The sequence below is a fragment of the Lysinibacillus sp. FSL M8-0337 genome, from assembly GCF_038593855.1.
Classification (GTDB): domain Bacteria; phylum Bacillota; class Bacilli; order Bacillales_A; family Planococcaceae; genus Lysinibacillus; species Lysinibacillus sphaericus_D.
Map to the genome: position 1 here is coordinate 607,781 of NZ_CP151996.1, position 14,908 is coordinate 622,688.

Consider the following 14,908-nt stretch of genomic DNA (forward strand, 5'->3'; position numbering starts at 1 on the left):
AAAAGGGGACACTTACTAGGAGAAGATGTCCTCTTTTATTTTTATTGTATATATTCCCTTTACTTTGTCATAAAACTCTAGGCATTGTGCAGCTTTAAGTTTTAGCTCCAACAAAGAGAAAACTTCAATAATTTGCAGTATTGATTTGTTTTTCGTTGTATCACCATCAATAAGAGCGATGATGGCAGAGAAAAATTTAATCATTGTTTGCATGTACATATTATCTACTACACTTACTTTTATATTTTCTAACTCCGTAAGATAAGTTTTAGCACCATCAATATCCTTGCACGTAATTTTTTTCTCTAAAATATTGAAAATCATTAAGGCAATTTCGTTACGGTACCGTGTAAGATTTTGATAGCGTTGCAATGTTTTTTTTGCACGCTCAAAAACAAGGTCGATTAATTCTATAGAATAGAAGCTTAAACTATTAGCGAATAAGGTAATTTCGTAATAACCCCAACTTTCGCAGTTCATTAAATATTCTTGAAGCAGCGTTATTTCGTTAAGATGTTCATCGGTCCCACGAACATCATCAATTAATAACAAAATTAAAGATCGATAATGCAAAAATTTAAGATTGTTCGTAAATGTATATTCATTTTCAACTTGTTCGGCGACCATGTATAACGCATTGACATCTCGGTTATAGAAAGCTTCTACATACTTTCTCATGTAATCCAAGTCCTTATTCCCGTCATTATAAATGATACTAAATTCTTCTAACGTAATATTTAAGTGATCTAACATCTTTAAAAATTTTTCAGCTGTTGTATCGCTTTCACCACGTTCAAATTTAACAATAGCAGGTCGACTTAGTAGATTTTTGTAGAGCACGTTAGAACGTAAATTTTTTTGTAGACGTAACGTTCGAATTAATTCTCCAATTTTCATATACTTCGTCCCTTCGTAAAATGTTAACTTTTGTTTACATTTTAACAAATAAAATTGATAACATAAGATAATATAGAAAATGGAATGGCAGGAGGGAAACAATGATGTGGGCAGGCATACAAATCTTTACGGCTAACTCTTCAGCGATTGTCGGTTTTATTTGGGACTTAATCGGTAGTTAATAAAACTTTATACTAGTTGGATAATGGTAGTAAATATTTTCGAACTTTAAATAGCTAGCAAGCTAAATACGTATAGTAGTATTTTCTAACTTCGGAATTATAAATACATGCAAAATCGTTAATTGGGAAGTCAGTTAAGGTCTGAAATCGGTAGTGTATCGACTCAGGCCTTTTAACTATGCCTAATTGTATTGCCTATCAAGCATTAAAAGTAATTATAGCCCTGTCTATCATAATAATTATCTGCATTATCCTCCCCTTTTTAATTTATCTGTAAATAACAATTGTATAAGATTTATGAACAAAACTTCAAATAAAGAGATATGTAACTATTATTTAATTTTTTAGGATGTTTTTTCATAACAAATGGATTAAAAGGAGAAAAAATATGAGAAAAAGGATAATGGTTATTGATTGTAGTGTGAATACATTAAAGACAATTAAGAAATTAGGCATAAAAGTGATATGTATCGAGAAAGAACAAAAAAAACAGCTGAAAGATTTATTGAAATCAGATGATATTTACTATGAAATAGATTATAAGGATATAACTTTATTAAAAAAAGAAGTAGGAAAGATATTAATAAAATACCCCGTAGATGCTATTTTATCCTTTACAGGAGACGGTCAAAATGCTGTCGTGGCATTACAAGAGGAATATCCATTAAACAAATATAAACAATCAGAGCAAATAAAATTATTTAAGAACCAGTGTAACTTACGTAATTTTCTAAACCGTAATAATTTTAGTTATGTCAATGTTAAACTCATCAATTCTAAAGAAGCATTAATAGAATTCGCTAATGAAAATGGTTTTCCATTTATTCTTAAACCATGCATTGAAACAGGGAGTAAGGTTGCTAAAAAAATCTCCACATTTAAAGAAGTATACGAATTTTTGGATAAAGAAAATCCGACAACTCTGATAGCGGAAGATTACCAAGAAGGGGTAGAGATTAGTGTTGAAACCTTTTCTTTTAATCGAAAACACTATGTCGTGGGCATTACAGATAAATATACAGAATCTGATTTTGTAACGTATGGTCACAGTGTGCCAACAACTTTAAAAGATGAATTAATAACCGAGATTACACTATTTGTTTTAAATTTTTTAACGTTAACAGGTGTAGTTTTCGGCCCATGCCATATAGAGATAAAAATTACCGCATATGGTCCTAAAATAATTGCTGCTCATTGTAGAACAGGTGGCGACCAGATTGTAGCGTTGCATCATTTCGTTTCAGGTATTGATCTAATACAATGGACTTTAGATGCCATCTATACAGAGAATTGGCAAAAATATGATGTAAGTCAACAATATCCTGCTGCCGCAGTTATTTTCTTTAGATTCCAACCGAACAAAAAAATAAAGAAATTGAATATCCAAAATGCGGATGAAACCATTGTAGCCTATAAATGCAATATTGAAGAAGGCGATGTCACAAAAGGAATGAACAGTCCAAAAGACAAACATGGCTTTATTATTGCTAAAGGGAGAAATGTTGAAGAAGCAGTTGAGAACTGTCGATTAGCAATTCAAACGATAGAAATTGAATATGCTGAAGAGATTTATCGTGATTCATTACGATGATATAAGCGATTTATACAGTTTAGTTACACTAGCAAGTCAAAGCGCTAATATTGACAATGTAGCCTAAACTAAAATAATGAGGTGTGAGATGAAAGTATTTGTAAATTTATTGATTGGATTGCTTTTTGCTTTTATGCTAACAGGCTGTATTGGTGAAGACTATGATGTTGGAGTGCCAACTGCTCATTTGAATTTGGATCATTCCTCTGTTCAATTAACAGAAGCAAATATCAGTTGGAAGACAGCAAGTGAAGATGTACAGAAGTCCATCGAAGATATTAAAAAATACGCATCGTCATTGGATGAAATAAAGGTCTTACCAGGTCAAAAGACATCATTGGATTTTGAGGAGAACGAAAAAAACGGTGGAGATATTTGGACTGATGCACAAGTGTCAGCTTTTCTGTTAAAAGATGACGAGCCAATTGAACTGGAATTTGATGATTTCAGAGAATTTCAATTCCCAACCGACAAAGGAAGCTATGTTTTGGAAGTTAAATTTAGCAGTACAGCAGGCAGTGCACAATATGTAGGGAATGTTAGTATTGAATAAGTCAGTTAGAATGCTTAAAGAAAAAAGTGTTAGATTGAACGCTCAATCTAACACTTTTTTGATATGAATGTATTGACCACTTTCGGAGGGTTTACGGGCGATTCATGGGCCTTTATCGGCGATATCGCTTGTTTTACGAGCAATTCGTGAGTTTTTATCGGCAATTTTCGTCATTGTCTATTGTAACAAAGCGTGGCTTATATTACAGGAATGTTACAAAAATCCGGAATACCCATTAATTAATACCCATATTTTAGCGTTGATAAACCACGAAACGTTGGTATATCAACGTTTTTTTTACTTTCAAAACCGTTACACAATTGAAAAATTAAAGTACCATCATTTGTGATAGTCTATGTATAGGCAAAAAAGTTCTTTGAGAGGGGCATAACAAACTTATGAAGAAAAAATGGTTATTACCGATTTTTGCATCTTTTATGTTATTTTCAACAATTCAAATAGATAACGCTGAAGCGGCGACTACAGATGAGGTCACTGAAACAGCTTCGAAATATTTAGGTATTCCTTACGCTTATGGCGGTACAACTACTAGCGGATTAGATTGCTCAGGCTTTACTTCTAAAGTCTTCAGTGATTTAGGCATCAAATTAAATCGTACTTCAAGCTCACAATATCAACAAGGCACTGCAGTAGCGAAGAGTGATCTTCAAGTTGGCGATTTACTGTTCTTTAACACGAGTGGTAGTGGTATCTCACATGTAGCGATATACATAGGTGACGGTAAAATGATTCACTCTCAAACAGGTAAAGGTGTAAGCTATTCTGATGTAAACGATCCATATTACTGGAGCTCACGTTATGTTGGCGCAAAACGCGTAGCACAATTTGATACTGAACAACAAGCTGAAGTAACGAAAGTAGCAGCAGCGGAAGTAAAAGAAGCTGCAATTGATTTTACAGTATATGCTTCACGTGCTGAAGTTGCTGTTCAAATTGCAAAAGCTCTTAACTTAGATACATCTGATAAAAATACGTCATTTGCAGACGTAAAACCTACTTATGCACATGCTGGGGCAATTGCTGCTGTAGCGAAATTAGGTATTTTTTCTGGTGATGATAACGGCAAATTTAATCCATCTTCTCCGATGACTCGTGCACAAATTGCAAAAGTTTTAGTAGTTGCTTTTGGTCTTGAGCATCAAGGTGATGTTGTGACATTTGCAGATGTTCCTGAAAACTATTGGGCAACAGAATATATTTCAATTATCGCATCTAACGGTATTACAGCAGGTAAAGATAATGGTAACTTCGGTTATGATGAAATGTTAAAAATTTCTCAATTAGAAGCATTTATTGAGCGTGCTAAGCAAGTGAATAAATAATCAATTTCTACTTTGCTTCGGACAAGGGCTACGTTTGGAGTAAGGCATTGCATGGAAGTTCTTTTAAATAACGTATAAATGGAGGAGAGTTTGCACATGCAGGCTCTCTTCTTTTTATGAATCTTTGTGAAATGAGGTGATAACAAAAAAATGTCGAATAGTTACATTCTATGATAGTTTTGCATGTGGATTTTTGTTAAAATGAACACGAGAACACGAAACATGAAGGGAGGAAATAAGACATTGTACTTTAAAAAAATCAGTCTTATATTATGCGTCTTATTCATTTCAGCTTCTATGTTTACGATACATAGTGCAAATGCAAGTGGTGGTTTTGAAGATGTTACACCAAAGCATGAAGCTTATGAAGAGATCAATTATTTAGTTAGTTTAGGTGTTATTAAAGGGTATACAGAAAAAGGTAAAACGTATTATAAACCAAATAATACGGTAACACGTGGACAAGTTGCCAAGATGGCAGTTGTGGCTTCAGGTAATAAACCACTAACGGTTAGCAAGTCCACTTTTTCAGATGTAACAGTTGGTACAGAGCTTTCAGGTTATGTTGAACGTGCTATCCAATTAGGATACTTTAAAACAAACACAACTGGTCAATTTTTACCGAACAAGCCTTTAACTCGTGATGAAATGAGTTATGTATTAACAAAAGCATTTAAATTGGATGCAAGTGAATACGAAAATATGGATTCTCCTTTTGTGGATGTAGCGATTACAAATCCTTACGTTCAATACGTTAATGCGATTTACTATAATGGTATTACAAAAGGAAGCGGCCAAAACTATAATCCAAATAGCTCGGTAACACGTGCACAATTTGCATTATTTGTTGCGCGTGCTAAAAGTGAAAAATATCGTTTAGAGCTTCCTGTAAAAGGTGTAGCTGTTCCTGATACATCACAAGTTATTGGTTTAGTTCAAGTGACAACAGATGGCTTGAATATTCGTAAATCAAAAGATTCAACTTCTAGTACAAACATTGTAGGCACAGTCAATAAAGGCGGAAAACTATCAGTCTATGCAATTGAAGGAGACTGGTTGAAAGTAACATATAAAGGCGCTTTTGCTTATATTTATAAAACATACGCTCAGTTCTTAGATGCGGATGGTAATGTATTAGGAAAAATTCAAAAAGAAGTAAAGACAACACAAGGTATTAATCTTTATGTGAAGCCAACTTCCTCTTCTAAAATCATTTCAACAGTTAATAGCAATGTTAAACTGCCTGTCTACAAAACGGTTAATGGCTACCATTTAACAGTCGTTAATGGCTTGCCAGGTTATGTTGTTGCAAATAGCACAGAGGAGGTAGAAGTAGAACAGCCTTCAAAACCAGATCCAACGCCTCCACCTGTAACAGGAGGAGATTTACTAGGTCGTACAACTGTTGATAGTTTAAATGTTCGTAAAGAAGCGAACTCTACTTCAACGGTATTAGGTAAATTAAGCAAGGGCGATTATGTGCATGTCAACAGTATTAATGGCTATTGGGCTGAAATCACTTTTGATGGTCAAAAAGGCTACGTGCATAAATCGTATTTAAAACTATTAAACCAAAATGGCAATCCACTTAAAAATCGTATTATCATTCTTGACCCTGGTCACGGTGGTAAAGATCCGGGCGCTGTTGTAGGCTCCAATTCGGAAAAGGCGATTACGTTAAAAGTTGGGACACTTGTACGACAAAAGCTGGAAGCAGCTGGAGCAAAAGTGTCAATGACACGTACAGGTGATACGTACCCATCACTGCAAGATCGCGTTGACTTTACAGATGCAAACTATGGCGAAATCTTTGTTAGTATTCATGTAAACTCAGCATCTAGCACCTCTGCACAAGGTACTGAAACATATTATGCTGTGACAACAGGAGATATGTTTCAAGAAGATATTGATTTAGCTACTTTTGTAAATAACCAAATTGTGAATAACTTAAACATGAAAAATCGTGGCGTGAAAGAACAACAATACTATGTTATTCGTAACATGTTAATTCCATCGATTCTAGTTGAACTAGGCTTCCTAACGAATAGTGAAGATCGAGGCAAAATGACAGATGATCAATATGTTGAGTTATTTGCTGAAGCGATTTATAAAGGTATTTATCAATATTACGCAAAACAATAATAAAAAGAGCTACATTGTTCAACATATGAACTGTGTAGCTCTTTTTTATTTGGATTTAGCTGGCGATAGTAGATTGATCATCGTCACAATCTATTTCGCATTTGCGTGTAATGTACGATTAACAAATTGAGCAAAGTTTTGACGGGATACTGTATTGTTTGGCCTAAATGTTTGATCTGCATAGCCTGTTGTTATATTTAACGCATAGAGCGCTTGAATATCTTTAAAATAGATATGAGATGCAGGAACGTCAGAAAAAGATTTACTAGAATAGCCTTGTAACTTAAAGCCTTTAACAAGTGCATGTGCCATAGCAGCACGTGTCATTGGCTGGTGCGCGTTGATTTTACCATCTTCTAAAGTAATAATCCCGTAACGAACGCCTGTAGCTAGTACTGCATAGCCATAATCACCTACTTTGATATCACTGGCGTTCAATGTTGCTGAACTTAAAGGTGAAATTCCTAGTGCACGTAACACCATTTCGGTAGCTTGCAAGCGTGTTAATGTGCCTTGGGGATTAAATTTGCCATTACTGCCTTTTACCACACCAAGTGCATGTAAGTTTTTAATATCATTGTAAGCACCACTTGATGCTGGTACATCTTGGAAGAAGGGAGCGATGCCAATAGAGGCCTTATTGGAACCTTTTGTGCGTGTGAGCGTTTTAATTTCTGCAATAGTTGCAAATTTTTCGTCTGCATTTTTACGATCATCACGACCTTCAATGAAGGAAGTGCGTATCGTATACGTTCCAGCGGCTAAATTTCCAGGCATCAAGATTTGATATTTTTCCGAGTGGGTACTAATATCTTTCCGGTCAGCGTTCGATGTTGTCGCATCTGCGGCTAGACCTGGTATGTAACGATCGTGCCCCTTCCCGACAATATGGTCGTTCGCATCAACAATTTCTACTTTTAACGTACCACGAGCAGGCACATTACCGTTGTTTTTAACTGTTACTGTAGAGTAAAAAACAAATTGACCAGATGGCGCTACATAACTTTGCACACCGTCAGAAAATAGAGAAAGATTATAGCGACGTGGCACATATCCATCGTGATCTTCGGCAACCCAATGTAAAGCGTGCTTCATAAATACTTGAGCATCTGTGTCGCCCCGTGTGGTCGAGTAAGCAGCACCGTTTTCATTGTCTTGCCAGTCTGCTTTCACATTAATCGTCATATAATCGAAAATTTTGAAGCCGATTTGTACAACTCTTCCTTTGCCATATTCAATAGCATGAGCTGCACCAAATTCATTTTTCTTCATCGTTTGTGGCTTATCGGTATAGTTGTAATTCGAGAAATATAAAATCGGTGAAGCGGAGCTACCTTGCCAAGGTTTTATAATTTCAACCCACTCTTTATCCGATTTTGTCAGACTAAGCGTGCTTTTACCGAGCTCTTTTGTGGCGTTTTGGATAATTGGGTGAACTGAATTTGCATTGCTAATGGTCGCGTTACCTAGCACAATATCGTCGATAAAGCGTGCATTGAAAACTTCTGATAAGTTATCCCATTCCATGACCCATGAGTCGACATCATAGATTAATGGAGAAAGATCCATTTGACCAGCCTTCGGAAATTTTGCTGATTCATTACGTGCTGTTTGGAATGCAAAAATAGCACCGCCACCATTTCGAACGTATATTTTGATATTTTCGCGTTGTTGATGATTCATCATGACCGTATACGGAAAGACGATTGCATCATATTGACTTAAGTTTTCTAGGTTATTTAAGTCCTTTTCGAAAATTTTCTCTACATGGAAGCCTTGTTGCTGATATAAAAGGTATGCTTTAAGTTCTTTGTTATACGTTGAGCTATAGTCGACCTTTGGAGATACTGTTCGTCCCTCATATGTACCACCAGGGTGTGTAGTGTTGGCATATTTCTCACTACTTTCAGAGAAAACAATGCCGATTTTTTGTGTTGTAGCTTGGGCTTTTGTCGGTGATAGCATTGCAACAAGCAAACAAGCACAGACAGCGATGAAGCAAATAACACATTTCTTCAATAAATCCACATCCTTGCTTTTATTTTTCTCAAAATGGTATTACTAAATTTCATCATACACCTAAATATTAACTGATTCGTAGAGAATTAGTTAAAAATGAAATTTTTGAGCTTTTTTATGTAAAATCAATTCAATCCTTTCTATAAGTCTAACCGTATTTATGATATAATAACCTTTGTTTTTGTAGGGAAAACTAAAGAATATAATAGTGATAACAACTATTGATTCATGATAGAGGAGGGCAATAACATCTTTTTAGATGTATTACATGTATGAATAAACTGAAGCAAGTTTTCACAAAGGTCAATAAGATTGATACGTTTTCACCGTATTTCTTTTTACCTTTTATATTAGTGCTATATTTCTTTACCAGTCTATTTGATTTTCATCGATTTGAATTATTTAATGTTCGTGTATCCATTTTACCAGCAGTATTAGTTGCGCTTGTTTGCTATTACCTTGGTGTATATATTATCGATAGATTACAGTGGACAATCCCAACATTTGGGCTATCGTTCTTAGGAAAATATGTGATTCACTTTGTTGTGTTATTAACATTAATCGGATTAGCTTCTTATTTAATGATGATTTTTGGTGGTGGTTTAGGAATTTCTGATGAATCCAATCGTCGTAATCTTGATCCAAAACTAAATTTCTTTAGTCAGTTATTATGGTACGGAATTTTACTGTTATTATCTTACAAAATGATTTTAGAAAAGAATATGACGTGGAAGAAGGCAATAGTTTACGGTTCAATCTTTGCTGTTGTGATGTTCCTATTCCTATTAATGGGCTATCGTACGCCTTTAATTATTATGCTATTTACTGGAATTATTATTTTCCACTATGTTGTGAAACGTGTAAAATTAACATGGTTCCTAACAGCATTATTTGTTATTGGTGTAGCATTCTCAATGTTCGGTTTCTTACGCGTAGTGACAGAAGATACTACGAAAGAGTTTAATAATCGCGATCAACCAGATGTAGAACTGACAGAGACAGAAAAAGAAAAACTGTTAACAGTTGAGCAAAAAGTAAACTTAACGCCAAAATGGATGCGTTCATTAAATGGTGAAAGTGTAACAGGTCATATCGTTTTAAGTAAAATTATTGAGTACACACAAGAAGAAGGCTATTTAAACGGTCAAATTCATAAAGGTATCTTTAATACAATTCTTCCTGGTGAGCAAATTTCACCACGTATGAAGGTGACAGAGGTTGTTAACTCTTTAAGTGTGGAAGAAGGTAAATTTATTACACGACCTACAAGAACGACAACACCAACCTTTATTGGACAGCTATTCCTAGATGGTGGATATGCGCTTGTGGCAATTGGTTTCTTATTGTACGGTGTGCTAATTTCTTTAATCTATAATAAAGTGAAACAAGGTGGCATTCGTAGTTTCCACTCAGTAGCTTACGCATTTGTTATTACATTGTTTACCGTGTCTATGCACACTGGATTACTTGATTTAATCTTTATTTTAATGTTAGGTTTCGTCGTCATTGCATCGGCAATTATTAAAACTGAGCAAAGAAAACTTAAATATTAATAATGAAGGGCTGTCCTATTTTAGGCAGCCCTTTTGTTTTTGTAATCGCGGGTAAACGTGTGTGATTCGCGGGTAAACAGCTATATTTCGCGGGTAAGTCACAAAAAATCGCGGGTAAACATGTGCATTCCGCGGGTAACACACAAAAAATCGCGGGTGAATCACACCCACACCGATAAAATTATAAAAAAGCGCCATCCAATTTAGTTATTGGATTGGCGCTATTTCTTATTTCACTGTATCTATAAGTTTAATATAATCTTTACTAATGTAAGCTGTGCCTGAATGAAGCTTATCAGGTAGCACTTCATGCCAGCCATTGATGTCCGTGTTAACGATGATAACTGGCATACCACTGCGCGCATATGTGAAGAGTGGACTATTGCTAGTTGAAGTCTCTAAACGAACATTTAAGCCTGCAGTAGTTGTTAAGCCAATTTTATATGGATTATTTGCATCTTTGAAGCCTAATGCTTTTTCAGCACGGTAGTAGTGGCCAGCAATTTTTGCACCCCAAAATGGATCTGAGGCATATTTTACGTTAAAGCCAAGTGCCTTTGAACCAACTACTGCACCATTTGCGTAGTTTCTACCTGGAGAACCACCTGGCGTTATATAGTTTGGTTGTAAAAACTTCTCAACAAGTTCGTTAATGTTAGCAGCGACGCTATCGAATTTTTTGTTAAGTGGGTTTGTGTCATAAACATATAAACCAAATAGGTTGTTTAAGTTTTGTGCATGGTCACTCATACCATAAGCACTTTCATGTTGCGCAAGTGCTAATATTAGCATGGCATTAATTTTTGAGTTTGCTTCAACTTCTTTTAACGTCTTTCCTAAACCGAGTAGCTTACTTTTTGTTGTAGCATCTTTATAAAGCGTAATACCTGTACTTTCAATCTCAGCAAGCTTATTCAAAATGTAAGCATCAATTTCTTCTGCTGTATATTGCGTTGTTGCGCGTGCAGGTAAAAATTGATAATAGTTATAAGCTTCACCTTTCGAAGAACCGTTTCCATTGGTGAAATAAATGCCATTCCAGCTATAGTATTTTTCACCTTGTTTCATGAAGGCAGGTGCTTTTCCGTAAACATAGCTTGAAGAATATTTATTTGTTTTGTAATCGTATAGTGTATGTTTAATTTCACCATTTTCGACGGAGTAGTAAGCGCGTCCTTTACTTAGGGAAAAAGGAATTAACGTGACATCTGCTTGTTTTAAATAGCCAACCTGACCTGCTAATCTCACTTTTACTTGCGTGGCATCACTGCTGATATATTCCATCTCTGTATTACCTGCAACAGCGATTTGATCTTTAATCGTTTCAGAATAAAGTGCAACATAATTATTCGTAACAACATAGCCGGAGGACATTTTCACAATTTTATCTTTTTGGACAATCACTTGTGTATTTTTTGTAATTGCTTTTTCAGCAGCATCATAACTTGAAAAGCCTTGATTGCCGACTAGTGTACCATTTGAAATTTCCTTAATCGCATACGTTGAGACGTCTGCAGCCCCATCACCAGCTAGTAACATCAAACGTTGAATGAACGTTGCGGCTTGTCCAATTGTTGCATTTTTTTCGGGCATAAAGTAACCATCAGAACCAATGATGATGCCTAACTGTGCACCTGTTGCTACAGCAGAACGGTAGTCTTTAATAATAGAAGCATTATCCTTAAATGTAATGGATGAAGTACCTTTAGGAATTTTTAAATAATTAATAGCTCTCTCCAACATAATGGCCATATGTTGTCTTGAAATGGCAGCATCAGGCTTAAATGACCCATCTATGTAGCCAGTTATAATGCCAGCTGTAGCAGCAAGCTGAATATCGGTTGCATACACATATGTATCAGGTACATCGGTAAATACCATGCCGTTATTCGCTTCAAGCTTCATGACCTTTGCTAAATACGAAGCAAATTCTCCGCGTGTAACATTGTCATTAGGGCGGTAACTGCCATTAGCATCCGTTACTATAGCATTTTTTGAAATTAAATAACGAAGACCCTTTTCGTGTGCATGCCCTGAAAGTTCATCAGCAGATGCTAATTGGGGTTGCCAAAAGAGCAAGCTAACTATTGTCATAAGCAATGCAATAATTGATAGTTTTTTCATATTTTTAACCTCCTAAACATTAACATCATTTTACCAAAGTTAGAGAGTTGAGATAAGGTTAAATATGCGTATTATCATAAAATGCGTCAATATAAACAGTTTTTTTACCAATTATATGAAACTGGAAAATAGCTTAAATGTTCCATAGCTATTTTGGCATATTTTTGATAATCTTATAGAAGAAAAACATAGAAGGGAAGGTGAGGGCTCTACATTTCATGAGGAGCGCGAAAAATGAAAAGAATAGCAAAAATTTTACTGATTTTAGTTGTAATGATGTCGATTGTTGTTAGTCCGCTAAATGCCTATGCATTTCAAACAGTAAAGAAGGATTACCCACTTTCAAAAGGTGTGCAGTATAAACAATATACATACAGCAATACCTATACAAACTCTATTAATCACTTAACGATTAATGTTGGTGATGCAACGACAGAAGTACAATTAGGAATGCCCGCAGCAGTCAATGGAAAAGAATCGACAGTAGCAAATGCGAATCGTCATTCTCGTGAGGGAAATCGAGTAGTTGGTGCTATTAATGCAAGTTTTTATAATATGTCTGAAGGCTATCCATTATTTTTACTAGCTAAAAATAATGTTATTTTAAATGGTGGTGCAGTTTCAAACGGTTCTGACCAATATATGAACGTTCCAACGGCTTTTGGTATGAATTCGGATGGTCGTGGGGTCATTGATTATTTTGATTTTGACGTCACACTAGCCCATAATGGCACGAAATATGAAATGTCAGGGTTAAATCGTATTCGTAATATAAATGAAGCGATTATTTACACACCACAGTTTTATAGTAAAACAACAGATACAAATGAATTCGGTTTTGAAATGGTAGTAGACACAGGTTCGCCGATTACAGAAAATACATTTGGTCAAACGTTAACTGGTAAAGTCACACAAATTAAGCCTTATGGATCAAAAGATAAATTAACGATTCCATCTACTGGCTTCGTTGTATCTTTACAGGGTGGCGATTGGCACAAAAAGTTAAGCCATGTAGCGGTTGGCGATGAAATGAGCGTTAATTTTTCAATTGACCAACTTTGGCAAAATGCACAATTTATCTTGGCTAGCGGTCCTTATCTAGTAAAGGATGGCAAACCTTATATTATGATGAGCACAACAAGTTCACGTGCAAAAGAAGTTGCTCCACGTACAGTAGTTGCTACAAGTAATAATGGACAAACTGTACATTTCATTACAGTAGACGGACGTCAAAGCCATAGTAAGGGCATGAATATGGTGCAACTTGCTAATTATTTAGTGGCGCTTGGGGTTGATAGAGCCCTTAATTTAGATGGCGGTGGTTCAACAACGATGGGAATTCGAAACTACGGCAGTAATAATGTTGTTTTAGCGAATTTACCTTCTAATTCAGGGAATACACAACGTCTCGTATCTGCCACACTACAAGCGGTAAGTACGGCGCCAAATGGCAAGGCGACACACATTAAATTTACGAATAGTACAAACTATGCAACATTGTTAGTAGGTGCTTCATCGAGTGTCGCAGTACAATACGTTTTAGATGATAACTTTACGACACTACCACTAGATGGTCATGTAACGTTAGCTTCGCAAAACCAAACATTACAGATTAATGGTTTAAACTATACAGCAACACAAGCTGGTGAAGAACGTATTTACATCGGCTATGATGGCGCTGCGGTGCAATCATTCCAAGTCAAAGTAGTAGATGCTCCTACAACAATGAATGTTACGCCAAGCTCTAAAACAGTTGGAGCAGGAGAATCTGTGAATTTTACAATCGATGCAAAAGATGATGCAGGTAAGCCGATTGTTTATAATCCATCTCAAGTAAAATGGTCCGTGGAAGGCAATATTGGTACCATTACAAGCGATGGTAAGTTTACCGCACAAAATCCTGGTACAACAGGTAAGGTCATTGCAACTTTAGGTACGAAGAGTCAAGTTGCTACGGTTACTGTAGCGAAGCCAGCGCTGTTTAAAGATATTCCAAATAATTACGTATACTTTAAAGAGATTGAATATTTAACGTCTCAAAATATTATTACGGGACAGGCTGATGGAACATTTAGACCGAATGACAAACTGACACGTGCACATGCAGCTGTCATTATTAGCCGTGCATTAGGGTTAAATACAAAAAATGTGAAAAATCCAAACTTCAAAGATATACCGGCAAATCACATTTACTTTAAAGAAATTGCAGCTGTTGTGGAAGCGGGCATTATGAGTGGTCGCGAAAACAATACTTTTGACCCGAATGCAACATTAACACGAGCACAAATGGCGAAAATTGTTGCAATTGCATATCAATTAAATGGAACAAGTGGTATTGCCTTTAAGGATGTTCCAAAAGATCATTGGGCGTATACATTTGTACAACAACTAGCAGCTAACAATATTACGACAGGCTATGATGGTAACATTTTTAAACCAAATGAAGCGATTAGCCGAGCGCATTTCGGTTTGTTCCTTTATAGAGCAATTCATAAGTAAAAGTT

At 35.7% G+C, this 14,908-nt stretch carries 9 protein-coding genes; 6 read left to right on the forward strand and 3 right to left on the reverse strand.

Going from position 1 to position 14,908, the window contains the following annotated elements; all coding sequences use genetic code 11:
* Positions 1–15: 15 nt before the first annotated feature.
* Positions 16–897 (reverse strand): Rgg/GadR/MutR family transcriptional regulator, encoded by an 882-nt coding sequence (locus tag MKY08_RS02735; RefSeq protein WP_069510722.1) that lies wholly within the window; start codon positions 895–897, stop codon positions 16–18.
* Positions 898–1,467: 570 nt separating this feature from the next.
* Here MKY08_RS02735 and MKY08_RS02740 point away from each other — a divergent pair.
* The 4 genes from MKY08_RS02740 to MKY08_RS02755 all read left to right on the forward strand — a co-directional run bounded on the left by MKY08_RS02740 (position 1,468) and on the right by MKY08_RS02755 (position 6,708).
* The gene (locus MKY08_RS02740; protein WP_069510720.1) at positions 1,468–2,670 is read left to right on the forward strand and encodes an ATP-grasp domain-containing protein; all 1,203 of its coding nucleotides are present in this window, start codon (positions 1,468–1,470) and stop codon (positions 2,668–2,670) included.
* Between the two features lie 88 nt (positions 2,671–2,758).
* The gene (locus MKY08_RS02745) at positions 2,759–3,223 is read left to right on the forward strand and encodes a hypothetical protein (RefSeq protein ID WP_069510717.1); all 465 of its coding nucleotides are present in this window, start codon (positions 2,759–2,761) and stop codon (positions 3,221–3,223) included.
* Positions 3,224–3,621: 398 nt separating this feature from the next.
* The gene (locus MKY08_RS02750) at positions 3,622–4,566 is read left to right on the forward strand and encodes a C40 family peptidase (protein WP_069510715.1); all 945 of its coding nucleotides are present in this window, start codon (positions 3,622–3,624) and stop codon (positions 4,564–4,566) included.
* Positions 4,567–4,809: 243 nt separating this feature from the next.
* Positions 4,810–6,708: an N-acetylmuramoyl-L-alanine amidase gene (locus MKY08_RS02755; RefSeq protein ID WP_256093145.1), complete on the forward strand. Its 1,899-nt coding sequence runs from the start codon at positions 4,810–4,812 to the stop codon at positions 6,706–6,708.
* Positions 6,709–6,798: 90 nt separating this feature from the next.
* On the opposite strand, the gene MKY08_RS02760 is transcribed toward MKY08_RS02755, so the two are convergent.
* The gene (locus MKY08_RS02760; protein WP_069510711.1) at positions 6,799–8,727 is read right to left on the reverse strand and encodes an S-layer homology domain-containing protein; all 1,929 of its coding nucleotides are present in this window, start codon (positions 8,725–8,727) and stop codon (positions 6,799–6,801) included.
* A gap of 272 nt (positions 8,728–8,999) precedes the next feature.
* Between MKY08_RS02760 and MKY08_RS02765 the strand changes: the two genes are divergently transcribed.
* A complete protein-coding gene (locus tag MKY08_RS02765; protein WP_069510709.1) occupies positions 9,000–10,280 on the forward strand; it encodes a hypothetical protein in 1,281 nt (426 codons plus the stop codon).
* A 228-nt stretch (positions 10,281–10,508) separates the two neighbouring features.
* Here the strand turns inward: MKY08_RS02765 and MKY08_RS02770 are convergent, their stop codons facing one another.
* Positions 10,509–12,404: an S-layer homology domain-containing protein gene (locus MKY08_RS02770; RefSeq protein WP_069510708.1), complete on the reverse strand. Its 1,896-nt coding sequence runs from the start codon at positions 12,402–12,404 to the stop codon at positions 10,509–10,511.
* A gap of 234 nt (positions 12,405–12,638) precedes the next feature.
* Here MKY08_RS02770 and MKY08_RS02775 point away from each other — a divergent pair, with 234 nt between their 5' ends.
* Positions 12,639–14,903, forward strand: coding sequence for an S-layer homology domain-containing protein (locus MKY08_RS02775; RefSeq protein ID WP_069510706.1), 2,265 nt, complete (start codon positions 12,639–12,641; stop codon positions 14,901–14,903).
* Positions 14,904–14,908 lie beyond the last annotated feature (5 nt).